The sequence below is a fragment of the Pseudomonas sp. FSL R10-1350 genome (assembly GCF_009600525.1).
GTDB classification, from domain to species: Bacteria; Pseudomonadota; Gammaproteobacteria; order Pseudomonadales; family Pseudomonadaceae; genus Aquipseudomonas; species Aquipseudomonas helleri.
Genome location: NZ_WIVR01000072.1, coordinates 1 through 23903 on the forward strand (window position 1 = coordinate 1; position 23903 = coordinate 23903).

General features: G+C 59.1%; 22 protein-coding genes and 1 pseudogene. 9 read left to right on the plus strand and 14 right to left on the minus strand.

The features are described from left to right. Nucleotides 1-147: 147 nt before the first annotated feature. The 10 genes from GHO25_RS22155 to GHO25_RS22200 form a co-directional block, all read right to left on the minus strand. Nucleotides 148-1224: an ABC transporter substrate-binding protein gene (locus tag GHO25_RS22155; RefSeq protein ID WP_178110186.1), complete on the minus strand. Its 1077-nt coding sequence runs from the start codon at nt 1222-1224 to the stop codon at nt 148-150. A gap of 136 nt (nt 1225-1360) precedes the next feature. Further along, a complete protein-coding gene (locus tag GHO25_RS22160) occupies nt 1361-1939 on the minus strand; it encodes a TetR/AcrR family transcriptional regulator (RefSeq protein ID WP_153392420.1) in 579 nt (192 codons plus the stop codon). 627 nt (nt 1940-2566) lie between these two features. Beyond that, nucleotides 2567-3322: a helix-turn-helix transcriptional regulator gene (locus GHO25_RS22165; RefSeq protein ID WP_153328181.1), complete on the minus strand. Its 756-nt coding sequence runs from the start codon at nt 3320-3322 to the stop codon at nt 2567-2569. Nucleotides 3323-3556: 234 nt separating this feature from the next. Beyond that, nucleotides 3557-4084 carry an inorganic diphosphatase gene (ppa, locus tag GHO25_RS22170; protein WP_016779241.1) on the minus strand — a complete coding sequence of 176 codons (528 nt, stop codon included), beginning with the start codon at nt 4082-4084 and terminating at the stop codon, nt 3557-3559. Nucleotides 4085-4186: 102 nt separating this feature from the next. Further along, on the minus strand, nt 4187-4999 hold the full coding sequence (locus GHO25_RS22175; RefSeq protein WP_153392422.1) for a zinc-dependent peptidase: 813 nt from the start codon (nt 4997-4999) through the stop codon (nt 4187-4189). A 13-nt stretch (nt 5000-5012) separates the two neighbouring features. Then, nucleotides 5013-5660: a DedA family protein gene (locus GHO25_RS22180; protein WP_048367677.1), complete on the minus strand. Its 648-nt coding sequence runs from the start codon at nt 5658-5660 to the stop codon at nt 5013-5015. A gap of 266 nt (nt 5661-5926) precedes the next feature. Then, a complete protein-coding gene (eutC, locus tag GHO25_RS22185) occupies nt 5927-6727 on the minus strand; it encodes an ethanolamine ammonia-lyase subunit EutC (protein WP_153392424.1) in 801 nt (266 codons plus the stop codon). Nucleotides 6728-6729: 2 nt separating this feature from the next. Beyond that, on the minus strand, nt 6730-8130 hold the full coding sequence (locus GHO25_RS22190) for an ethanolamine ammonia-lyase subunit EutB (protein WP_153392426.1): 1401 nt from the start codon (nt 8128-8130) through the stop codon (nt 6730-6732). 52 nt (nt 8131-8182) lie between these two features. Beyond that, on the minus strand, nt 8183-9631 hold the full coding sequence (gene eat / locus GHO25_RS22195) for an ethanolamine permease (protein WP_153392428.1): 1449 nt from the start codon (nt 9629-9631) through the stop codon (nt 8183-8185). A 195-nt stretch (nt 9632-9826) separates the two neighbouring features. Beyond that, nucleotides 9827-11347, minus strand: coding sequence for an aldehyde dehydrogenase family protein (locus GHO25_RS22200; RefSeq protein WP_153392430.1), 1521 nt, complete (start codon nt 11345-11347; stop codon nt 9827-9829). A gap of 341 nt (nt 11348-11688) precedes the next feature. Between GHO25_RS22200 and GHO25_RS22205 the strand changes: the two genes are divergently transcribed. The 5 genes from GHO25_RS22205 (at nt 11689) to GHO25_RS22225 (ending at nt 17052) form a co-directional block, all read left to right on the plus strand. After that, complete coding sequence (locus GHO25_RS22205) at nt 11689-13584, plus strand: sigma-54-dependent Fis family transcriptional regulator (RefSeq protein WP_153392432.1); 1896 nt, start codon at nt 11689-11691, stop codon at nt 13582-13584. A gap of 192 nt (nt 13585-13776) precedes the next feature. After that, nucleotides 13777-15126, plus strand: a complete 1350-nt coding sequence (mpl, locus tag GHO25_RS22210; protein WP_048367668.1) for a UDP-N-acetylmuramate:L-alanyl-gamma-D-glutamyl-meso-diaminopimelate ligase — start codon at nt 13777-13779, stop codon at nt 15124-15126. Next, on the plus strand, nt 15123-15752 hold the full coding sequence (ubiX, locus tag GHO25_RS22215) for a flavin prenyltransferase UbiX (protein ID WP_048367666.1): 630 nt from the start codon (nt 15123-15125) through the stop codon (nt 15750-15752). Before mpl ends, ubiX begins: the two co-directional genes overlap by 4 nt. Then, entirely contained in the window at nt 15745-16032 is a 288-nt protein-coding gene (locus tag GHO25_RS22220) for a YceK/YidQ family lipoprotein (RefSeq protein ID WP_153392434.1), read from the plus strand. Before ubiX ends, GHO25_RS22220 begins: the two co-directional genes overlap by 8 nt. Before the next feature lie 165 nt (nt 16033-16197). Next, a complete protein-coding gene (locus tag GHO25_RS22225; RefSeq protein ID WP_153392437.1) occupies nt 16198-17052 on the plus strand; it encodes a hypothetical protein in 855 nt (284 codons plus the stop codon). A gap of 67 nt (nt 17053-17119) precedes the next feature. On the opposite strand, the gene GHO25_RS22230 is transcribed toward GHO25_RS22225, so the two are convergent. After that, nucleotides 17120-17761 carry an oxidoreductase gene (locus GHO25_RS22230; protein ID WP_153392439.1) on the minus strand — a complete coding sequence of 214 codons (642 nt, stop codon included), beginning with the start codon at nt 17759-17761 and terminating at the stop codon, nt 17120-17122. Between the two features lie 61 nt (nt 17762-17822). After that, nucleotides 17823-19505 carry a C13 family peptidase gene (locus GHO25_RS22235; protein WP_153392441.1) on the minus strand — a complete coding sequence of 561 codons (1683 nt, stop codon included), beginning with the start codon at nt 19503-19505 and terminating at the stop codon, nt 17823-17825. A gap of 185 nt (nt 19506-19690) precedes the next feature. On the opposite strand from GHO25_RS22235, the gene GHO25_RS22240 reads away from it, so the two are divergent. Genes GHO25_RS22240 through GHO25_RS22250 form a run of 3 tightly spaced genes read left to right on the plus strand, consistent with a single transcriptional unit; the run spans nt 19691 to nt 21367 of the window. Further along, on the plus strand, nt 19691-20053 hold the full coding sequence (locus tag GHO25_RS22240; RefSeq protein ID WP_123751704.1) for a CidA/LrgA family protein: 363 nt from the start codon (nt 19691-19693) through the stop codon (nt 20051-20053). Further along, complete coding sequence (locus GHO25_RS22245) at nt 20050-20766, plus strand: LrgB family protein (RefSeq protein ID WP_153392443.1); 717 nt, start codon at nt 20050-20052, stop codon at nt 20764-20766. The genes GHO25_RS22240 and GHO25_RS22245 overlap by 4 nt, the downstream gene beginning before the upstream one ends. Nucleotides 20767-20776: 10 nt before the next feature. Next, nucleotides 20777-21367 (plus strand): LON peptidase substrate-binding domain-containing protein, encoded by a 591-nt coding sequence (locus GHO25_RS22250; protein WP_153328197.1) that lies wholly within the window; start codon nt 20777-20779, stop codon nt 21365-21367. A 60-nt stretch (nt 21368-21427) separates the two neighbouring features. Here the strand turns inward: GHO25_RS22250 and GHO25_RS22255 are convergent, their stop codons facing one another. Further along, a complete protein-coding gene (locus GHO25_RS22255; protein ID WP_153336381.1) occupies nt 21428-22744 on the minus strand; it encodes a bifunctional DedA family/phosphatase PAP2 family protein in 1317 nt (438 codons plus the stop codon). Between the two features lie 107 nt (nt 22745-22851). Then, complete coding sequence (locus GHO25_RS22260) at nt 22852-23544, minus strand: DNA-3-methyladenine glycosylase (protein ID WP_153392445.1); 693 nt, start codon at nt 23542-23544, stop codon at nt 22852-22854. 161 nt (nt 23545-23705) lie between these two features. On the opposite strand from GHO25_RS22260, the pseudogene GHO25_RS22265 reads away from it, so the two are divergent. Further along, nucleotides 23706-23903: pseudogene (locus GHO25_RS22265) on the plus strand (gamma-glutamyl-phosphate reductase); the annotation flags it as partial.

Sequence of the window (23903 nt, forward strand, 5' to 3'; positions counted from 1 at the left end):
CCAGCCAGCCGACCTGCACGGCCAACTCCCACGCACCGATCAACAGCGCCCAGGCCAGCACAAACCACAGGGTGTCACGCAGCGCGTGCAGATACCGCGACGGGCGCCGCGCCTCGACCGGCGGGTTGAGGGTCAGAATGCTTTCGCTCATCCCGTCACCTGAGCGGCCGGTTGATGGCGAAGGTCGAGGACCGCGTCGATCGGGTTATCGGTGAAGTAGCCCAGCTCGACCAGATACCCCGCGCCGCGCTTAAGGCCCGCCACGCCCACCGGGCTGATGACCGGGTTGGGCGACTGGCGCGCCAGGGCCACTTTGAGCACGTCATTGGACACCCCGTACACCGGCTGCAACTGCTGCACGGCGCCGTCGAAATCGGCTTTCATCGCATTCGCCGAGGCTTGCAGCAGCTCCAGATAACGCGTGAGCAGCGGCCCTTGTTCTTCGCTGGTCCGCACTTGGGTGGTGATCACGCAGTCGGCGGCTTCCGGGCCCCACACCGCATTGGAGTCGCTCAAATAGCGCGCGCCGGTGGTGCTGACCACGTTTTGCGCATACGGCTGGGCCAGGGTGCAGACGTCCAGACGGCCGTTGGCGATGGCCTCGCCCATGCCGGCCATGCTTGGGAAAAAGGTCATTTGGTAATCGTTATAGGACTTGCCGTGGCGCGCCATCGAGCCGTAACCCACCAGTTCCAGGGTGTCCAGACGCAGCGTGCCGACGCGCAAGCCGCTGCCTGCAGCGGCAATAAATTCGTCAAGGCTGGCCACCGAGCCGTTGCGTGCCACCAGCTCGATCCCGCCTTGCCCGGAGCCGCCGATGATGCGCAGGTCTTGCGTGCCTTTGGCATAGGCGGCTGCGGTCATGGTCCAGGGGCCGTGCATCACGTCCAGACGCCCGGCCAGCAACGCCTGCAACGCATCGCTCGGGCTGTTGAACTGGGTCAATTCGACCTGAATGCCTGCCGCTGCAAAGTCACCGCGCAATTTCGCCAGCAGCAAATGCGAGACACAGCCCGCGGGCATGTGCCCGACGCGCAACAGCGGCCCGCCGGTGGCGGCTTCGACCTTACTGGCGGCGGCCAGCAGCGCGGTGCCCACACTGCTCAAGGCCAGCATGCCGCAGCCACAGGCGCACATGAACGAGCGGCGGCTCAGATTGGGCTGGAGTGCGGACGTCGCTCGGGCGTCAGAAGTGGAGAACAACCGCTGGAAAAAATCTCGCATCACACGCATCCCAAAACAGGTAGACCGATCGTTCTCGGCAGGCGTGCGAAGTATGTGAGATCTGCAATATAAGCAGAACTAATTTTTTAGCCTTAGCTTAGTTCTGTATGGAATAAGTGATGCCGAGAGGCTCGGCCTAGACGGCTTTCGCCTCGCGCAGCAGGATCAACAAAATCGAGCGCGCCACCTGTGCACTCTGCGCATTACGCGTGACCATCGCGGTGGCGATCGCACCGTCGATCAACAGCGCCACCTGCTGCGCCACCCACGCCGGATCACGCAGGCCAGAGGCCACGGCCAGCGCCTCGATGCGGGCATGCACCCGATCAAAATGCTCCTGGGCCAAGTCCCGTACCCAACTCGAAGACTTATCGTGCTCCGCCACCGCATTGGTGAACAGGCAGCCGAAAAAGCGCCCGCTGGCGAACCACGCCTCCAGCAGATCAAACAGAAAAATCAGACGCTGTTCCGGATCATCCGTGTGCTGCGGCAGCGAATGATCAAACCAGCCAAACCACATCGCCGCCTCGCGATCGAACACCGCGCGCAGCAGATTCTCCTTCGAGCCATAACTCTCATACAACGTACGCCGCGCGACCTTGGCCTCACTGAGCAGACGAGAAACGCCCGTGGCATGAATGCCCTCACGGCAAAACAACCGCCGGGCACTCTCCAGCAAACGCTCCTTGGCAACGGTCGGGTGTGTACTTTCCATCAAATCAATTCCGGCTGAATCAAGTGGGGGGCTGCGTGCAGGGTAATGAGTGGGGGGGGATTAGGGAAGGTTTTGGATGTGGGGATGAGGGGGACGTGTCGCAATTTTTAGCTTTTGGCGACATGTTTTGTTGTCGTGTCGCTGATGGCGACATGTAGGGGATGGCGTGCTTGGATGCTTATTGTGGTGGAGGGGCTGGTGCCAATGGATATGTACTCAAATCAAGAGCAACCCTCACCCTAGCCCTCTCCCGAAGGAGAGGGAACCGATTGGGGGATGCTGAAGATACTTGGCGGCCTGTTTGCTGCGCGACAGCGCGGCGTCGAAGACGGGGCGGCAGTTCAGTTTTTGGCCGTAACAGCTTTTTATTTCAGACATTAAAAAGCCGGCTTGTGGCCGGCTTCTCGGGGGCGGGTTTGGTTTGTTTTTGGCAAACCGTACTCGCCTTCAAATCGGGGCGACCAGCGCGTTGGGCTGGTGTGGGGCATGGCCGCTTTTTGCGGCGGCCCCTGCAATCCGGCCTGCCTGAGCAAGGGGTTGCGCGAGTGGGGCGAAGCATACTGGGAATCGGTTACATTTCCCAGCACAAATTCCTCTTGTGGCTTCGCTGGTTCGCGCGCCAAGGCTCTATTCCGCCAGTTTGCACGGGACTGGCGGGCGGCGTTTATTGAGGGTGGACCACCAGAATACCCAGCCCAATATGCGTATGCGTTGTTCTTGTATCTGCGCCGCACCGTAGAGTTCGTCCGGGAATTCTTCGTGGTTGTGGCTGCGTAGGCGTAAACCATTGCTGGGCTGGCGGTAGACATATTTGATGCGCAGCATGCCGTCATGCTCAATGGCGTAGATTTCGCCGTCCACGATGTGGGTCAGGCTGCTGTCGATGGCCAGGGTGGAGCCGTCTTCTATACGTGGCGCCATGCTGTTGCCGAGCATGGGCGCGCAGATGGCCTGGTCGTGGCCGACGTCCATGGCCTGCAGGATGGCCGCGCTCAGGCGGATTTGACAGTCCATGATCTGGGCCACATGGGTTTGGCTTGAGCCGCTGGCATTTAACACTTCGCTGTAGAACGGGACGTCGATGTCATGGGGGGTGGTTGAGACGGTGTAGGGGTGAGGGCTGACGGGTTGTTTGGGCGCGGTGTTGCGTGCCGTAGGACTAATACTGGGGGCTCCCGGATGTTTGGTGCCTTCACCCGTGCGCAGCCAACGGCTGTTAACGCACAACAGTTCGGCGATTTCGTCCAGTCGGGCCATGGGTATACCACGCTTGAACCAGTTGTTGACGTGCTGCGGCGTAACGCGGCGATTGGCGGCGAAGTCCGAAGCGGATAAATGACACTCCCGCAGGAGGGTTCTGAGGCGATCACCGGATGTATTCATGAATGCGGAGTTTACGGAGAAGACAGCACTGTTTAAATAAACTAAACGTTCAAAAAAAACGGTGAAAAAGAGACATTTCTCTGAGCTAAAAGGAGATTTCTTACAGTATGTCGGTTCTCGTGCAAAACCGATGAACGGGCTGTGTTGCGGGTGTTTAGAAGGCAATAAAAAACCCCGGCAAGCCGGGGTTTTTTGAGTGCGTCGGGCGGGCTGAAAACGCCTGCCGGTGTGCACTTAGCCTTTGTAGGCAGCAACCGATTTGGTGATCTCGGCGCGGGCAGCTTCTGCGTCGCCCCAACCTTCAATTTTTACCCACTTGCCTTTTTCGAGGTCTTTGTAGTTCTCGAAGAAGTGCTGGATCTGCTGGATCAGCAGCGGCGGCAGGTCGGTGTACTCTTTCACGTCAACGTACAGCTGGGACAGCTTGTCGTGAGGCACAGCTACTACTTTGGCATCGCCGCCGCCGTCGTCGGTCATGTGCAGAATGCCGACTGGACGCGCGCGGATAACCGAACCTGGAGCAACCGGGTAAGGGGTCACAACCAGCACGTCGAGGGGGTCACCGTCGTCAGCCAGGGTGTTCGGGATGAAGCCGTAGTTGGCCGGGTAGAACATCGGGGTCGCCATGAAGCGGTCAACGAACAGGCAATCGCTGTCTTTGTCGATTTCATATTTGATCGGCGCGTGGTTAGCCGGAATCTCGATGGCGACGTAGATGTCATTCGGCAGGTCTTTGCCAGCCGGAATCTTGCTGTAGCTCATTGGGCGGTGCCCCCGTGTGTAGGCCAGTTTACTTGGCCGATGTGGCCAAAAAGTGGCGGCGATTATAGGCGTATTCCTGCAACCACGTCACGTCTGGCGGTATCAGTGATGTGCACGGTAATCCGGGTGTTCACTCTGTAGCCTGCGTAACCGGGCCAGGGTGTCTTGCCGGTAAAACAGGCTTAGCTGCTTATACACCAGCGGATAGACATGGTGCAGCAGGTCGGGTGCGCTAAAGAAGTACTCGCTGGTGACGGCAAAAAATTCGGCCGGGTTTTGAGCGGCGTACGGGTCTATGGGCGCGTGGTCCGGGTTGTGGTGGTCCAGATAGTGGTTGAGGTGGTCGAAGGCTTGCTGCATGTCCTTCGTCCAGTCAGTCACTTGCATGTTGCTGTGCAGCGGCGGCATGCCGTTGGCGGCGCCGTTGAGCATGTCCAGCTTGTGCGCCAGCTCGTGAATGACCAGGTTGTAACCTTCCCAGTGACCACTGGCCAGTACGCCCGGCCAGGCCAGAATCACCGCGCCGTGCTGCCAGGCTTCACCGCTGTGATGGCCTTCCCACACATGTTCTACGCCACTGGAATCGCGGTGGCGCTGGGGGCTGACGAAGTCATCGGGGTACAGGACGATTTCATGAAAGCCCTGGTACCAGTCCAGATCGCCCAGGTTGAGCAACGGCAGTTGCGCCTGAGCGGCGAGCAGCAGCTCGCCTTCTTCGGTCAGCTCGACGCCGGGCATGGGCGTCAGGTGTTTTTGCTTGAGGAACAACACGCTGCTTTCGCGCAGCCATTTGTCCTGCGCGTCGTCCAGTCCGTCAAGAATACTCAGGTGTTGGCGCACGTCATGCCAGACGTCCTCCGCCACCGGGTGCTGCGCCAGAATCCGCTGGCGTCTCCATTCACTCAGCGACCACATTGCCGTTCTCCGATCAGGCTTTGGAAGGGCTGCGTCCGAAACGGCTGCGTACTACACCAATAATCATTGGTACCAACGACAGCACGATGATGCCCACCACCAGCAGCGACAGGTTGGTTTTGATGAACGGTACGTTACCGAAGAAGTAGCCCAGGGTGACCAGGCCGCCGACCCACAAGATGGTGCCGAACACGCTGAACATGAAGAAGCGCGGGTAGAACATGCGGGCCACACCGGCCACGAACGGCGCGAAGGTGCGGAAGATCGGCAGGAAGCGCGCCATGGTCACGGTTTTGCCGCCATGACGCTCATAGAAATCGTGGGTTTTTTGCAGGTAGTCGCGACGGAAGATCTTCGAGTCGGGGTTACTGAATAAGCGTTCCCCGGCCGTTCGTCCGATGACGTAGTTGGTACTGTCACCCAGAATCGCCGCCAGCATTAACAGTGCGCCCAGCAATACCGGGTCCATGCCACCGCCCGCGGCAACGGCGCCGGCGATAAATAGCAACGAATCACCCGGCAAAAATGGCATGACCACCAGCCCGGTTTCACAAAAGATCACCAGAAACAGGATGGCGTAAATCCATACACCGTAGTTTCTTACCAGCATGTCCAGGTACACATCGAGGTGCAGGATAATGTCGATAGGGTTGAAATCCATGTAAGGCACCTGTCTTGATGACCCGGCTCAGCAGGTCTGTGCGGGGGAGTAGGTAGTTAACTACAACGAATGTAGTTTTTTCGTACATTCTGGTTCCGGGGGATTATACGGATTGAGACAAATTGTGCTGCCTGAGTTTGTAGCGAAGCATGTATTAGTTGTGCTTGACCAAACGTGTAGGAGCGAGCTTGCCTCGCGATCTTTTGTTTTTTAAAGATCAAAAGATCGCGAGGCAAGCTCGCTCCTACAGAGGGGTTTGCGCGTGATTACGCGTCTTTTAGCAGGAAGTTTTCGTTGGGCGCGGCCACGTCCAGGGTCTGTACCTGGGCTTCGTCTTTCAAGTTGACGCCCGACAACTGCCGCCGACAGGCCTCGCGCATCAGGTACGCCAGCCGATGAGCGGCCATGCCGTAACTCAAGCCTTCGAGCCTGACGTTGGAGATGCAGTTGCGATACGCGTCGGTCAAACCCACCTTCGGCCCGTAGGTGAAGTACAGCCCGAGGCTGTCCGGCGAGCTGAGGCCCGGGCGTTCCCCAATCAGCATCACCACCATCTTGGCGCCCAGCAGTTCGCCAATCTCGTCGGCGACGGCGACCCGGCCTTGCTCAACCAGCACCACCGGCGACAGGCTCCAGCCTTCAGTGCTGAAGTGCTCTTGCATGCGCGTTAAAAAAGGCACGGTGTGACGATGAACCGCCAACGCGGACAGCCCGTCGGCTACCACCACCACAACGTCGAAGCCGCCCGTGTTGGCCTGCGCATAGTCGCGCAACTGTTGCGCCGAGACGTCGTTGAGTTTGCGCCCCAGATCAGGCCGTTGCAGGTAGCTGTGGCGATCACTGGCGGCGCTGTGCACCAGCAGGCTGTCACGCCCCAGTTCAGCGAATTGGCTGCTCAGCCCGGCATGATCAAACGGCAAATGCACCGCGTCCCGCGCCTGGGCGTGAGCAAATTGAAAGTCCAGTTGCGCCTGGGTCGGCATGCTCGTGCCGGTGCGCCCAAGGGCAATACGTGCCGGGGTCAGGCGGCGCAGTTCGAGCCACGGGTTAAGGGTGTCGGTGGCCATGCTCAGCGCCCTCCCAAATGGGCCAGCGCCTGGCGGAACGCAGGCGGCAATTGATGACCAAATTCAATCCGGCCATCGTTCTGGGTGAAAATTCCGATCTGGCTCAACCAGTGTTCAAACTCGGGCGCAGGCTTTAATCCCAAGGTTTTTCGGGCGTAGAGTGCGTCATGAAAGGACGTGGTCTGATAGTTGAGCATGATGTCGTCCGATCCCGGAATGCCCATGATGAAGTTGATCCCGGCCACGCCCAGCAGCGTTAGCAGGTTGTCCATGTCGTCCTGATCGGCTTCGGCGTGGTTGGTGTAGCAAATATCACAGCCCATCGGCACGCCGAGCAACTTGCCGCAAAAGTGGTCTTCGAGCCCGGCGCGGATGATCTGTTTGCCGTTGTACAAGTATTCGGGGCCGATAAAACCGACCACGGTGTTGACCAAGAACGGCTTGAAGTGCCGGGCCACGGCGTAGGCGCGGGTTTCGCAGGTTTGCTGGTCAACGCCGAAATGCGCGTTGGCCGACAGCGCGCTGCCTTGCCCGGTCTCGAAATACATCAAGTTGTTGCCCAACGTGCCGCGATTGAGGCTCAAACCTGCTTCGTAACCTTCTTGCAGCACATTCAGATTAATCCCGAAGCTGGCGTTGGCCGCTTCTGTCCCGGCAATCGACTGAAACACCAGGTCCAGCGGCACGCCACGGTTGATCGCCTCAATGGAGGTGGTGACGTGGGTCAGCACGCAGGACTGGGTCGGGATGTCATAGCGCTGGATGATCGCGTCGAGCATGTTCAGCAGGTCGCAGATTGAGGCGATGCTGTCGGTGGCCGGGTTGATGCCGATCATCGCGTCGCCATTGCCGTACAGCAGGCCGTCGAGAATGCTCGCGGCAATACCGGCCGGGTCGTCGGTAGGGTGGTTGGGTTGCAGTCGGGTCGACAAGCGTCCGCGCAAGCCCATGGTGCCGCGAAACCGGGTGACGACGCGGATCTTCTGCGCCACCAGAATCAAATCCTGCACGCGCATGATCTTCGACACGGCCGCGACCATTTCCGGGGTGAGCCCGGGGGCCAATGCGCGCAGCGTGTGTTCGTCGGCGGCGTCACTGAGCAGCCAGTCACGAAAGCCGCCCACGGTCAAATGGCTGACCGTGGCAAAAGCCTGTCGATCATGGCTGTCGATAATCAGCCGGGTGACTTCGTCCGACTCGTAAGGGATCAGCACTTCTTGCAGGAAGTACGAGAGCGGGATGTCAGCCAATGCCATTTGCGCTGCGACGCGTTCGCCATCATTGGTCGCGGCAACACCGGCCAGAAAGTCCCCGGAACGGGCCGGGCTGGCTTTGGCCATGACGTCTTTGAGACTGTCAAAACGGTAGGTCTGTGTCCCCACCGCGTGAGAAAAAGTTGCCATACAAGGTGCTCCTTAACGCCAGACGCGGTGCGCCTGGCGGGTTTCTCAGCGACTAGTGCAAGGATTGCTCAGCCTGTTGGATGGCTGCGAATTCCTCTTCCGGCGTACCGGCGACCAAATGGTGTCGACTGTAAAAAGCAAAGTAGGCAATTAATACGCCATAGATCACCGCAGCGCCAATCACTACGCGCGGATCCACCAGAAACCCGGCGACCACGGCCACGCAGGCCAGCACCAAAGCGGTGCCTGAAGTGACAATACCGCCCGGGGTGCGATAAGGACGCTCCATTTTGGGGCGACGAATGCGCAGGGTGATGTGCGCAGCCATCATCAGCACGTACGAGATGGTCGCGCCAAACACCGCCACCAGAATCAGCAAGTCACCCTGACCGGTCAGGGACAGGCCAAAGCCGATAATGCCGGGGATGATCAGCGCCAATACCGGGGCTTTGCTCTTGTTGGTTTCAGACAGCTTGCGTGGCAAGTAGCCTGCACGGGACAGGGCGAAGATCTGACGCGAGTAGGCGTAAATGATCGAGAAGAAGCTGGCGATCAAACCGGCCAGACCGACCAGGTTGACGAAGCTGCCCATCCAGGTTGAGCCGCCATAGGCTTTGCTCAGTGCCTCAACCAGTGGGTTGCCCGAGGTCATCAAGTGGTGGGCGCCAGCGCCGCCCGGGCCGATGAACAGGATCAACAGGGCAAAGGTCGCGAGTACCAACATGGCGCCAATCAGGCCGCGGGGCAGGTCGCGCTTGGGGTTTTTGGTTTCTTCGGCGGCCAGCGGCACGCCTTCGACCGCGAGGAAAAACCAGATCGCATAGGGGATGGCCGCCCACACGCCGACATAACCAAACGGCAGGAACGAACTGGCGCCTTTGGCTTGGGTGACGGGGATGTCCAGCAGGTTGGCGACACTGAAGTGCGGCACCATCGCGACCAGAAACACGCCCAGGGCGATGGCGGCCACGGCGGTGATGATGAACATCAGCTTGAGCGCTTCGCCGACGCCGAAGATGTGGATGCCGATAAAAATGATGTAGAAGGCCAGGTAAATCATCCAGCCGCCGATGCCGAACAGCGACTCGCAATACGCCCCGATAAACACCGCAATGGCGGCGGGGGCGATGGCGTATTCAATGAGGATGGCGGTGCCGGTCAGAAACCCGCCCCACGGCCCGAAAGCACTGCGGGCAAAGCCGTAGCCGCCGCCTGCGGTGGGGATCATCGATGACAGTTCGGCCAGCGAGAAGCACATGCACAAGTACATGGTGGCCATCAGCAGGGTGGCGATAAACATCCCGCCCCAGCCGCCTTGAGCCAGGCCGAAGTTCCACCCGGCGTAGTCGCCGGAGATCACGTACGCCACGCCCAGGCCCACCAGCAGGACCCAGCCGGCAGCGCCTTTTTTCAGTTCACGTTGTTGAAAGTATTCGGAGCCGACTTTTTCAAAATCGACAGAGGAGTTTGCTGCGGGAGTCGCATTGGGTTCGCTAGGCATTTCAGATCACCTGTTCTTTTATAGTTTGGAAAATTTGACAGGGAACAAAGCAAGAGCCGGGCCACAGGCCCGTTTTAGAGCGTCAGGTACCTCTGTGGGAGCGGGCTTGCTCGCGATGGAAGCGACTCGTATCAGTCTGATAGACAGAGCCGTCTGTATCGCGAGCAAGCCCGCTCCCACAAAGTGGTAGGGCGGTTAGAAGAAGCCCAGCGGGTTGATGTCGTAGCTCACCAGCAGGTTTTTGGTCTGCTGATAATGGTCGAGCATCATTTTGTGGGTTTCACGGCCAACACCGGACTTTTTGTAGCCACCGAACGCGGCATGCGCCGGGTACAGGTGGTAGCAGTTGGTCCACACGCGGCCCGCTTTGATCGCGCGGCCCACGCGGTAGGCGCGGTTGATGTCGCGGGTCCACAAGCCGGCGCCCAGACCGAACTCGGTGTCGTTGGCAATTGCCAGTGCTTCGGCTTCATCCTTGAAGGTGGTGATGCTGACCACCGGGCCAAAGATTTCTTCCTGGAACACGCGCATTTTGTTGGTGCCCTTGAGCAGGGTCGGCTGGATGTAGTAACCGGTCGACAGATCGCCTTCGAGCTTGGCCACCTGGCCGCCGGTCAGCAGCTCGGCGCCTTCGGCCTTGGCGATTTCAAGGTAGGACAGGATCTTGTCGAATTGCTGTTCGGACGCCTGGGCGCCGACCATGGTGTCGGTGTCCAGCGGGTCGCCACGTTTGATCGATTCGACTTTCTTCATCACCACTTTCATGAAGTCGTCGTAGATCGACTCTTGAATCAGTGCGCGAGACGGGCAGGTACATACTTCGCCCTGGTTGAAGAACGCCAGCACCAAACCTTCGGCGGCCTTTTCAATAAAGGTCGACTCGGCCTGCATGATGTCGGCGAAGAAGATGTTCGGCGATTTGCCGCCCAGCTCGACGGTCGACGGAATGATGTTCTCTGCCGCGCATTTCATGATGTGCGAACCCACCGGCGTCGAGCCGGTGAAGGCGATTTTGGCGATGCGTTTGCTGGTGGCCAGCGCTTCGCCCGCTTCCTTGCCGAAACCTTGCACCACGTTAAGCACGCCCGGTGGCAGCAGGTCGCCGATCAGTTCCATTAGCACGGTGATGCTCAGCGGGGTTTGCTCGGCCGGTTTGAGCACGATGCAGTTACCGGCGGCCAATGCCGGGGCGAGTTTCCAGGCTGCCATCAGCAGCGGGAAGTTCCACGGAATGATCTGCCCGACCACGCCCAGCGGCTCGTGGATGTGATAAGCCACGGTGTTGCCATCAATTTCTGCCGCGCTGCCTTCTTGTGCACGAATGCACCCGGCGTAGTAGCGGAAGTGGTCGGCAGCCAGCGGCACGTCGGCGTTCAGGGTTTCACGCACGGCTTTGCCGTTGTCCCAAGTTTCAGTCACGGCCAGCAGTTCGAGGTTTTGCTCAATGCGGTCAGCGATTTTCAGCAGCACCAGCGAGCGCGCCTGCACGGAAGTCGCGCCCCAGGCATCGGCTGCGGCGTGGGCGGCATCCAGGGCTTTTTCGATGTCTTCGGCAGTGGAGCGGGGGAATTCAGCGATGGCCTTGCCGTTGACCGGCGAGGTGTTGGTGAAGTACTGGCCTTTGACCGGTGCCACGAATTCGCCGCCGATGTAGTTACCGTAGCGGCCTTTGAATGCGATGACCGAGCCTTCAGTACCGGGTTGTGCGTAACGCATGGAGTGTCTCCTTGGCTTTATTGTGCTTATGGGAGGACGCGCTGTGGCGCTGCCCCATACCGGAGCAAAGGCTGGGCCAAATAGCGCAAGCCCTTGTAAACCGGGGCTTGCCGGTTTTTAGCGGTGGGCTGAAGCAGGGCGAGTGTGACAAGGCTGGTACAGCGTGAGTGACAGGTTGTGTCAAAAATGGCACAACAAGTGACCGATGGGTCAGTTCGAGATTGCAATGCATCGAGCGCAAGAGGATGCTGGCTGTTCGGTTTGGACTGAGTCCCATGCGTCGCACAAGGCTGGTTTTTTTGCGCGGTGGGGTCGTCGTGACAGAGCGGAGAACAATAAAAATGCACAGTACCGATTTAAATCGGCACGCCCGACAAGTCATCAATGTCATTCAGGGCCGCCCCCAAGGGTGTGACCCTTCTATCATTCGCTCCTGGCAGCGTTGCCTGGAGGACTACCACCTCGATCCCGCGCAAAACATCGCCCCGACGGTGCTGGAACACAGCCGCATCCTTGAGGGCCGCGAGCGTCTGCAGCAGGTGCTGCAAATCGCCGGGCACGAAATGAACAGCCTGCATCAGCAGTTATCGGGCGCTGGCCATGCGGTGCTGTTGACCGATGCCCGCGGGGTCATCCTCAACTGCATCACCGCGCCCACGGAGCGCAAAGTCTTCGAGCATGCAGGTTTGTGGCTGGGGGCCGACTGGAGTGAAGCCCGTGAAGGCACCAACGGCATCGGCACCTGCCTGGTAGAGCGCCAGGCCCTGAGCATTTATCAGGACGAGCATTTTCGTGGTCGTCATACCGGCCTGACGTGTTCGGCCAGCCCGGTATTTGACCCTCATGGTGAACTGCTGGCCGTGCTGGACGTGTCTTCGGCGCGTCATGAAGCCTCGCGCCAGAGCCAGTTCCACACCATGGCGCTGGTGAACCTCTCGGCCAAGACCATCGAAAGCAGTTACTTCCTGCGCCAATACGAACACCAGTGGTTGCTGCGCTTTCATTTACAGGCCGAATCGGTGGGCCTGTTCAGTGAAGGCATGCTGGCGTTTGACGGCGATGGCGTGATCTGTGGCGTCAATCAAAGTGGCCTGAATTTGTTGGGGCAGACCCGCAGCGGTTTGCTCGGGCAAGCGGTGGACAGCATTTTCGATTGCAGCGCGGATGAACTGTTCGCCCGCGCCAGTGTGCAGGCCACGGCCAGTTGGCCGCTGCGCAGCCGCGATGGTCGCCTCTTGTTTGCCGCCCTGCGTGGCCAGCCTCGCGCAATACCGGTGTTGGTGGCGCCAGTGCCTGAGCCGGTGCGGGTGCCGTCGGGCGGGATCTGCCTGGGCGATGAAGCCCTGCAAAGTGATTTTCGTCGGGCGCTGCGGGTGTTTGAGCGTGACGTGCCGTTGTTGATCAACGGCGAAACCGGCTCAGGCAAAGAGGCCTTTGCCAAGGCTGTGCACCAGGCCAGCCTGCGGGCCAGCAAGCCATTTGTGGCGCTGAACTGCGCGTCGATCCCCGAGAGCTTGATCGAAAGCGAGCTGTTTGGTTATCGCGGTGGCAGTTTTACCGGGGCGCGCAAAGAAGGCATGCAGGGCAAATTGCAGCAAGCCGATGGCGGAACGCTGTTTCTGGACGAAATTGGCGACATGCCGCTGGTGCTGCAAACCCGTCTGTTAAGGGTGCTGGAAGACCGCGTGGTGGTGCCAATTGGCGGCGAGCCGCAGACGGTAGACGTGCGCATTGTCAGCGCGACCCACCGCAACTTGCTGGAGCGTGTGGCCGACGGCAGCTTTCGCGAAGACTTGTACTACCGTCTCAATGGCCTGGAAGTAGCCTTGCCGGCGTTGCGCGAGCGCACCGACAAATCGCAGTTACTGGACTTTTTGCTGGCCCAGGAAGCGGGCGGGCAGCGGCTGACGATTAGCCCGACGGCGCGTCAGGCGTTGCTGCACTTTCAATGGCCGGGCAACGTGCGCCAACTGCGCAATGTGCTGCGCACCTTGGCGGCATTGTGTGAAGGCGAGGTTATCGAGTTTGGCGACTTGCCCGTGGCGATTCGTCAGGTGCCGCTTAAACCGCTGCCACCTTGCTCTGACAACCCGCTGGAAGACGCCGAAAAACTCGCCTTACTGGCCGCGCTGGAACAACAGCGCTGGCACATGACCCAAACCGCCGCGCAGTTGGGTGTCAGCCGCAATACGCTCTATAGAAAGCTGCGCCGGCATGGGATAGAGAGAAACCTGTAGTCGCTGTCGAGGCACGAGGCTGCGATGCGGGCCGCAGGACCGCCGTTTGGGGCTGCTGTGCAACCCATCGCAGCCTTCGTGCCTCGACAGCGGCTACAAGGTTGCGCGTCGTGTTTAGCCCTCAACGAGAATCATCAGGTGCGAAAAACAGCCCCCTACGCTACCCTTCGCCGATGATTTACGAGGTCGACTATGCACATTCATATTCTTGGTATTTGCGGCACTTTCATGGGTTCGCTGGCGGTATTAGCCAAAGAACTGGGCCATCACGTTACCGGTTCCGACGCTAACGTCTATCCGCCGATGAGCACCCAGCTGCAAGCTCAAGGCATTGAATTGACTCAAGGCTACGACCCGCAACAGCTCGATCCGGCGCCGGATCTGGTGGTTATCGGCAACGCGCTGTCACGGGGCAACCCGGCGGTTGAGTACGTACTCAATAAAGGCCTGCCGTATGTGTCTGGCCCACAATGGCTGGCCGATCACGTGCTGCAAGGGCGCTGGGTACTGGCCGTTGCCGGTACGCACGGCAAAACCACCACCAGCAGCATGCTGGCCTGGGTGCTTGAGCACGCGGGCATGGCGCCGGGCTTCTTGATCGGCGGGGTGCCGCAGAACTTTGCCGTGTCGGCCCGTCTGGGCGATACGCCGTTTTTCGTGGTGGAGGCCGATGAATACGACAGCGCATTCTTCGACAAGCGCTCAAAATTTGTTCACTACCGCCCGCGCACCGCGATCCTCAATAACCTTGAGTTCGATCACGCTGACATCTTCCCGGACTTGCCAGCGATTGAGCGTCAATTCCACCACTTGGTGCGCACCATCCCCGGTGAAGGCCTGGTGATTCATCCGACCACCGAGCCTGCCTTGCAGCGAGTGATCGAGATGGGCTGCTGGACGCCGGTGCAAACCACCGGCGAAGGCGGTCAATGGCAAGCCAAATTGCTGAGCGAAGACGGCTCGCGCTTTGAGGTGCTGTTTGAAGGCGTTGCCCAAGGCATCGTTGAATGGGACATGACCGGCCAGCACAACGTCGCCAACGCCCTGGCAACCCTGGCCGCCGCGCGCCATGTGGGCGTGGTACCGAGTTTGGCGATCGACGGTTTGAGCGCCTTTAAAAGCGTGAAGCGCCGTATGGAAAAAGTCGCTGAGGTGCAGGGCATCACTATTTATGACGACTTTGCGCACCACCCGACGGCGATTGCCACCACGCTGGACGGCCTGCGTAAACGCATCGGCGATGCGCCGTTGATCGCCGTGATTGAGCCGCGCTCCAACTCCATGAAGCTCGGTGCCCACCGTGACGGCTTGCCCGGCAGCGTGACCCAGGCCGATCACGTGGTCTGGTACGCGCCGCCTAACCTCGGTTGGGACCTGGCCGCAACCGTGGCTTCAAGCTCGGTGCCGACGCGGGTGTGTGATTCGCTGGAAGCGATCATTGCCGATGTGAAAGCCCAGGCCAAGCCGGGCACCCACGTGGTGATCATGAGCAACGGCGGCTTCGGCGGCCTGCATGGCAAGCTGGCGGAAGCGCTGCAATGAGCGGCCCGGAACGCATTACCCTGGCCGTGACCGGCGCGTCGGGCATGCCCTACGCGTTGCGGCTGCTCGACTGCCTGGTGCGCGAAGATCGCGAGGTGCATTTTTTGATCTCCAAGGCCGCGCAATTGGTGATGGCGACTGAAACGGACGTTAACTTGCCACCCAAGCCACAAGCCATGCAGACCTTTCTGACCGAATACACGGGCGCTGCCGCAGGGCAGATTCGCGTTTACGGCAAGGAAGACTGGATGTCGCCAGTGGCGTCCGGGTCTGGAGCACCGGCGGCCATGGTGGTGGTGCCGTGTTCGACGGGCACGTTGTCAGCGATTGCCACAGGCGCTTGCAACAACCTGATTGAGCGGGCTGCGGACGTGACACTTAAAGAGCGTCGCCAATTGATTCTGGTGCCGCGTGAGGCGCCGTATTCCAGTATCCACCTGGAAAACATGCTCAAGCTGTCGAACATGGGGGCCGTGATTTTGCCCGCATCCCCAGGCTTCTATCACCAGCCGCAGACCATTGATGACCTGGTGGACTTCATGGTCGCGCGCATTCTGAATCTGCTTAATATTCCGCAAGACATGCTCCCGCGTTGGGGCGAGCATCATCTGGGCAGTAATGACTAAGGCTCTGCTGGCCCTATGGGTGCTGATCCAGATCGGCGGCTGCGCCAGCGTTCGTACGCTGGACGCTGCCAAGCCGGGGGCGCCGATTGTCTATTCCGGTACGCGGCTGGACTGGTATGCACTGCAAGGCGGGTGCTGTGCGCAGGATCGCTTTGGCGCACAAGCACCGCGCTATCCGGGGCTGGATTTGCCGGCTAGTGCTGTGCTGGACACAGTGTTGCTACCGTTGTCGGTGCTGACCGTTTTAGGCGTTGGGGTGAGTGCAACGGGCGGGCTTTAATATATTGTTTTTTGCGCGGCTATAACCGATATATTTTTTAATATATATAGCGGGTCTTTTTTTTATCATGGGCTAACGTTTAATTGGCAAGCCGGTACACAGTCAGTGCGTCGGTACTTTTGCTGTTTCTCAGGATGAGGAGCACTTACTGATAAGGATATGAATGTGACAGTTGCATTGGGCGATATAAAGTTAAGCAGTTGGATGGCGGATAGTTTTGAGTCTATTAAAAATTTGACCTTGAAAGAGTTGAGTTTTCCGGGGGCGCACAATAGCGGAATGGATAGAAAAGCGCGTATTTCCGATATGTGGCGAACGTGTCAGTACGATTCGTTTCGTTATCAGATGGATAATGGCATTCGTGTGCTGGATATTCGCTTGGCCTACTATGCGGGGACATTGGGATGGCATGGAGAAAAGTATGCGCATAGGCATGATATTAACTCCGGGCGTCATTTGCATGAAACCTTGATGGCCATTGAGGCGTTTCTTGAGCGCAACCCTGAAGAATTCATTATTGTCGACTTCCATGAGATCAGTCCGGCTCATTCGGTACCTGTGCCCTATGAAGAGTTAGCGGCTTATATTCAAAATCGCTTCAAGGACAAGTTATTACCCTACTCGGCGTTGAATTTGACACTGGCTCAACTGTCGAAAAGTTACCCAGGGCGAAAAATTATTATTGCAGCCACTTCAGAGTTCAATGCCAAGGACTGGGCATGGCCAAAAATAGGGCATCAATGGATAGGTCAAAATCTGGTGTCTGCTGATGATCTCGGTCGCTTTATTGATCGGGTGATGGAATCACCGCCTTCTCATGGTTTATGGTCCATGTCGGCGACTGGATACAGTGTTATAGGGCCTACCAATTTAGCGGGGGAACTTGACAGTTGGTATGCAGCCAGCAGTCCCTATCAGATGAAAAGCAATATTATTAATGTTGACTGGTTTGATAATAGCCGTTTGGTTAGAAACTGCATTGAGACCAATATTGAAAAAGGTCGACGCAAGGTTAGTTGAACACGATAGAAACAGGTATGAGGCTGGCAAATCCGCTATGCCAACCTCATGGTGATGCGCACAGCGGTTATTTACCCAGCTTGCGCAACTCATCCGATTCAACCACCCGCACACCTTTTTGCTCTTCCAGCGCCAGTCGCCATAACGCTCGAGCCAGTTCACAGGCTTCGATGCCGTGGTACTTGCCCGGAATCAGCTTGGACAGCGTGCCGGCAACTTTTTCTACGGGGCGTTCTTCCTGGCGCTCGCCAATCAGTAATGACGGGCGGGCGATGGTCAATTGCGGCCAATTTTGAGCGCGCAACGATTGCTCCATCTCACCTTTGACCCGGTTGTAGAAAACTGAGGATTTTGGATCGGCACCGATCGCGCTGATGACGATCAGGTGTTTTGCCCCCATTTCCAGGGCGCGTTTGGCAAAGGCCACGACCATGTCGTGATCCACGGCGCGGAATGCTTCTTCTGAGCCAGCCTGTTTGATGGTGGTGCCCAGGCAGCAGAAGGCCACCTCTACCGGGCCGCTCAGTTGCGGCAAGAATACGGCCGGGTCACCCACGGGGTTTTCCAGATGCGGGTGAGCCGCCAATGGTTTGCGCGAGGGGGCCAGTACGCGCTTGATGGTAGGTTCGTTGAGCAGGCGGTCGAGCAGAAGCTCGCCGGTCAGGCCGGTGGCTCCTGCGAGCAGAATGTGCTGAGGCGTCAAGTACATGCGAGTTCTCCCTTGATACATTCAGCTTAGTCCTTCTTTGAGGGCTTGCTGTTCAACTGATTTATTGCAAAGCGCGTTTGGCTTGTTGCTGGCGCAGGCGTTGCCAGTGATTCAGCACGCCTTTTGGCGCCCACATTTGCGGCTCGGACGCCTCGTAGCCGTCAGTTTGCTCACGTTCAGCAATGGCCTCTTTAGCCAGTTTGAAGGCTTTTTGCAGGTCATCGGTCTGGTTCAGCGCCTGGGCAAACAAAGCGTTGCCGAAGTAAGTGAAGTCGGCTTCTTCGGAGCAGCCAAATGACACGCGGTCGGTGCGCGAGGCGGTCATGATCAGGGTTCTTTCATCTTTAAGCGCGGGGATAAAGCCCCCCGAATAGCACGATGAAATCACAATGACCTTGTCGCGGTTTTTCAACGGCTCCAGCGCTGCGGCGAGTTCATCGGCGGGCAGGTCTGCCAGCTCCAGACGCGGCTGATCGAATACCAGTTCATGGTCCTGGGTGCCGTGGCTGGTCAGGTAGATAAACACCAGATCTTCCGGCCCGGTGCGCTCGGCCAGGGTTTTGGCCGCGCGGTGCAGGTTTTCACGGGTGGCCATGGGGCGGTCCATCAGATGGTCACGATGGTTGACCAGGGTGATGTGGCCGCGGCTGCCGAAACGGCTGGCGAGCATGTCCGTCACGTAGTCGGCTTCGCGCATGAAAACGCTTTGTTTGCCGTCGCCCGCGACCACCAGGCTGTACAGCTCAATGGCCGGTGTTGAGGCCGGGACCGCTTGCAGTGCCTGGTTCAGCAATTGGCCCTGGTTGAGCAGGCCCAGTTCCAGGGTATCTGGCAGCAGGCCGCCCTGGGCATCGCGAACCCGCTGGCCATTGATCCAGAAACCGCTTTCGACCGTGCCGTCACTGGCGGTCAGCGTGCCGTTGCCCTGATAGGTGTCGGCGGCAAAGTCGCCGATGTAGGTGCTGCCATCGGTCATGCTCAAATGGCCGGGGCCATTGAAGCGCCACTCGCTGAACTGGCCGCGATAGTGGCTGCCATCGACGCCGATCAGTTCGCCTTTGCCGGTCAGCGCGCCGTCTTTGAAGTCACCGATCCAGACGTCGCCGTCGGCGTTTTCATAGCGGCCTTTGCCGTTTAACTGGTTATTTTTGAACCCGCCGGCGTACTGGTCGCCGTCAGCGCTGTTGAACGTACCGTTGCCTTCGAGCTGACCGTTGACGAAGTGCCCGCTGAATTCATTGCCGGTTGAGTCGCTGCGCTTGCCTTCGCCGTTGGGCTTGCCGTTGGCAAATTGCCCCTCGTATTGGCTGCCGTCGTCCAGTTCCAGATGGCCGAGCCCGGAAAACTCGTCATCATGGAACTCGCCGCGATAGCTCATGCTGCCTTCTTTGAGCGTGCCTTCGCCTTCGCGACGGCCGTTCTTGAAGCCCCCCACATAACTGCTGTTGTGGGTGGTCAGGCTGCCTTGGCCATTGAACAGGCCCTGCTCGAAATGGCCGATATAGACCTCGCCGTTGCTGCCGTGCCACTCGCCCTGGCCGTGCCATTGGCCATTTTTGAACTGGCCTGCGTACCAACTGCCGTTTGGATAGTCGATACGGCCCTGGCCTTGCAGCAACCCATTGACCACTTCGCCCCGGTAACGGCCGCCATCGGGCAGGCGTGCGTCAGGCGGCAATAGCGATTCGCCATCGCCGCAGGCCGTCAGTAGCAGGGTCAAAGCAAGGGGGGCAAGTGGGCGCATAGCGGGATCCGGATAGTTAGGCTGCCGAGTATGCCGAAGCAAAAAAAGCTGTCTATAGGGGCAGATGAAACATGCGCAGATATTGTGTTTTTCAGTACAGCTGGTAGCAGAAAGTGATCCGCTTCGGTGAGCGGTGTCGGGACGTGCTTATAATGCTGCGCGAAAAAGATCGCTGGAGAGATGACATGTTGTTACGCGGCCTGACGTGGCTGGTGCTGTTTCAATTGCTGGGCACCGCCCTCAACCACTTGTTCATTCCGGTACTGCCCGGCCCGATTATCGGCCTGTTGCTGTTACTGGTGTATTTGCTGGTGTGTGGCCAGGTCAGCGAGCCTCTGAACGAAGCGGCCAAAGGTCTTTTGCGTTACTTGCCCTTGCTGCTGGTGCCGCCTGCGGTGGGCGTGATGGTTTATGCCGCCGATATTGCTGCTGATTTTTGGGCCATCGCCGGGGCGCTGGTGCTGTCGCTGTTGATCTCCATGGCGTTCGTCGGCGTGCTGATGCAGCGCTTGCTCAAACCTCACGCCAGCCGTGAGGAGCGACCATGAGTGTTGAATGGCAAAGTGCCTGGCAGTCGGTGATCCATCACCCGTTGTTTGGCATCGGCATCACCCTGGGGGCTTATCAACTGGTCCTCGCCGGCTACGAGAAAACCCGCTGGATCTTTCTGCAACCGGTGCTGGCCAGCATGCTGCTGGTGATCGGGGTGCTGGTCAGTTGCGGGCTGACTTATGACGAATACCGTAAAAGCACCGACATCCTCACCATCTTGCTGGGCCCGGCCACGGTCGCGCTGGCGGTGCCGCTGTTCCTGAACCTGCGGCGAATCCGCGAGCTGTTCTGGCCTATTTTTACTACGCTGGTCATAGGCGGTGTGTTTGCAACCGGGTTGGTGGTGCTGTTGGCGTGGTGGTTTGGCGCCGAGCACATGGTGCTGATGACCCTGGCGCCTAAATCCGTGACCTCGCCGATTGCCATGCTGGTAGCCGAACAGATTGGCGGTGTGGCGGCGCTGGCGGCGGTGTTTGTGTTGATTACCGGGGTGATCGGGGCTATTTTCGGCCCGCCCCTGTTGAACCTGCTCAAGGTGCACAGCCCTGAAGCCCGTGGCATGGCGCTGGGCATGACGGCCCATGCGGTGGGCACTTCAGTGGCGTTGCACGAAGGCGAAGAGGCGGGTGCTTTTGCGGCGTTGGCAATGAGTCTAATGGGCGTAGGCACGGCGGTCTTTCTGCCGCTGGCCGTGACCCTCGTGGTGTAAGGAGGGTTGTATGAAGCTGCCATTGTTCCCCTTGAACACCGTCCTTTTCCCGGGCTGCGTGCTGGATCTACAGGTGTTTGAAGCCCGTTACCTGGACATGATTGCCCGCTGCATGAAGCAAGGCAGCGGTTTTGGCGTGGTGTGCATTCTGGAGGGCAGCGAAACCGGCGACATCGAGCCCGATATCGCCGGGATTGGTTGTGAAGCGCGGGTGAGTGATTTCCAGAAGCAGGATAACGGCCTGCTGGGGATCCGTGTCGAGGGTGGCCGGCGTTTTGAGGTGCTGAACACCGAGCTGCAGCGTGACAACCTGCTGGTGGCCGACGTGCACTGGCTGGACGAGATCCCGGAACAACCGTTGCAGGAAGAGGACCAGGACCTGCTGGCCTTGCTCAAAGCCCTGGCTGAACACCCGATGGTCGCCGCGTTGAACATGAACACCGAAGTCACCGGGCAACAATCATTGGCCAATCAGTTGGCCTACCTGCTGCCCTTTGCCGAAGAAGACAAGGTCGACCTGCTGCAAGTGGACGACCCGCAGCAGCGCCTCGACGGGATCCAGGCCCTGCTCGAAGAGATGCAGGGCGAGATGCTTAACTGAGCGGTGTCCTTTCCGGATCAAAAGATCGCGAGGCAAGCTCGCTCCTACAGGCCCCTTAACTTAATAGGCGTAGCGCAGCAGTTCCTTGGACAAATGGCTGAGCATGAAAAAGCCATACAGCGCTGCGCACGACGGCAAGATCATCCACCAGACTTTCACCGGCACCGGCGTAAGCACCATGTAGCGCTGGGTCAAAGCCAGGGCGAAGGCGTTGACGGTGATGGCCAGGAACGCGCCCGCCATGATGTCAGTGGGCCAATGAGCGCCCAGGTAAATCCGTGACATGGCCACGGTCATGGCCAGCAAACAGCCGATCAGCACGCAAGTAATGCGCATGCGTTGCGGTTTTTCACGGCCCGCCAGAATCGCCAATGCCAAAAAGAACGCAAACGAGCCAGAGCTGTGGCCGCTGGGCATGCTGTAGCTGGTCAGCGGGTCAAGAAGCACGTCAGGGCGCATGCGCGCGAAGAAGTGCTTGGTGGCGGTGTTGGCAATGGCAGTAAACAGCGTAACCCCGCCAAAGAAGATCAAGGCGCGCCATTGTTTGTTGAAGAACAGCAGCGCACACACCAGAGCGGCGGCCAGCAGTTGCGTGCGGAAGTTACCGATCTGCGTCACCAGCACGGCCAGCATGTCCATGGTGCTGCTGCGATGTTCTTGCACCAGGGCGCTGATGCCCTGATCGAACGCGGCCATGTGCGTGTAGCCAAAGAACACCGCCACCAGCAGCGCCAGGCTCAGGGTGCCGATCAGTAGCGTAGCTTTGGGTTGGCGGCGGACGTTGGCGTGGATGCTCAGGCCCAGCAGGGCGGCGATGCTGACTGCGACGATGGCAGCTTGTGGCCAGAAGTTTTCAGGCAGCGGCAAGCGGATTGCCGCCCCGGTCGCCCAGCCCGGCAGCAGGTAAGCGACCGACCAGCCAGCGCCGGCCAGCAAACTGACCAGAATGAAGCGCGGCAACGGCATGTCGCACATCCCGGCCACCATCGGCAGCATGGGCCGCAGCGGGCCGATGAAGCGGCCAACGATCAGGCTGACGATGCCGTAGCGCTGAAAGTAGTTTTCGGCGCCGGTCATCCATTCCGGGTGGGTGCGCAGCAAAGGCAAGCGCCGGATATTTTGATGGAAACGTCTGCCCAGCGCGTAAGACAACATGTCACCCAGCAAACCGCCGAGGAAGCCCAGCAGCAGAGTCTGGCCCAGCGACAGGGCACCGCTACCGGCCAGCACTGCGATTGCAAACAACAGCACCGTGCCGGGCACGATGATCCCGGCAATGGCCAGGCATTCCACGCACGCCACGATAAAAACGGCCAGGCCCAGCCATTGCGGGTTGGTGGTGAGCCAACTGGTAACGCTATCGAGCCATGGGCCCATGTTCAAACTTCCTTATTCCGTGCATGTAGAGATTTTGTTATCTGTAGGAGCGAGCTTGCCTCGCGATCTTTTGATCTTTAAAAAAAGATCGCGAGGCAAGCTCGCTCCTACAAGAGGGTGGTGTTTTCTAAAACGAGGTAGTCCTGTCCCTCAACCTGGCCACGGCGCAGCGGGTTGCGGGTGCAGTACGCCGCGTAGTCGGCGTCGACAAATCGGTACAGCAAATGTTCGTCACGACCGTGCGGGATGCCCAGGCGGGTGGTCTGCAGGATGCGTGACGGTCGCTCTATGACGTCATCAACCCACAATCGTTCGCGGTCGAAACGTTTGGCATCCCATTCGCGCACTTTCAGGCCCAATGCTTTGCACAGCAGGGTTTGCCCGGCGCACAGCTTTTGCGCCGGGCGCGGCTGGCCCTGTGCGTCAGGATTATTGAGTTGCATCTGCGCCAGGCTGTCCGGGCCAGACAGCGCGTCGACCCACGGGTAGGCCGATTTGATCAGCACGGCGTTGCCGCGGCCCTGGGCGCTGAAGTTCAGCGAGTCGCCGCCGCGGGCGTAATACATGTAGATGTGCCCGCCATCCAGAAACAAAGCCTTACGTTTTTCTGTGTAGCCGAGTGAGGCATGGCTGCCTTTTTCGGCGCAGTAATACGCTTCGGTTTCGATAATCCGGGCGCTCAGCCACAGGTCGTTGACCCGATGGCGGATGACTTTGCCCAGCAGTTCGCGCGCGACAAGCTGGGCGTCGCGGTCGAAAAAGGCGTCAGGGAGCATCGTTGGCATCGTCAGCGGGGTCATAAGATGGCAGAAAAGTTACAGATCATAGCAACTCGTGCTTAATCGGGGCTGAACAGAGACTATTTGCCGTCCATTTCGACCATCCGCCTGTCACCGCTGTGCGTGAGACGGCGGGACCGCTATAATCGGCCGCTTTCCCCTCTGCCAAGACCATTGAGACCATGACTGAGTCCGTTCTTGACTACATGACCCGCCTGGGTCGCGCTGCCCGCGAAGCCTCCCGAGTGATCGGCAGGGCCAGCACTGCGCAGAAAAACCGTGCCTTGCAAGGCGCTGCGTCCGCACTGGACGCTGCCCGCGAGGAGCTGACTGCCGCCAACGAACTGGACCTGACCGCCGGCCGGGCCAACGGCCTCGAG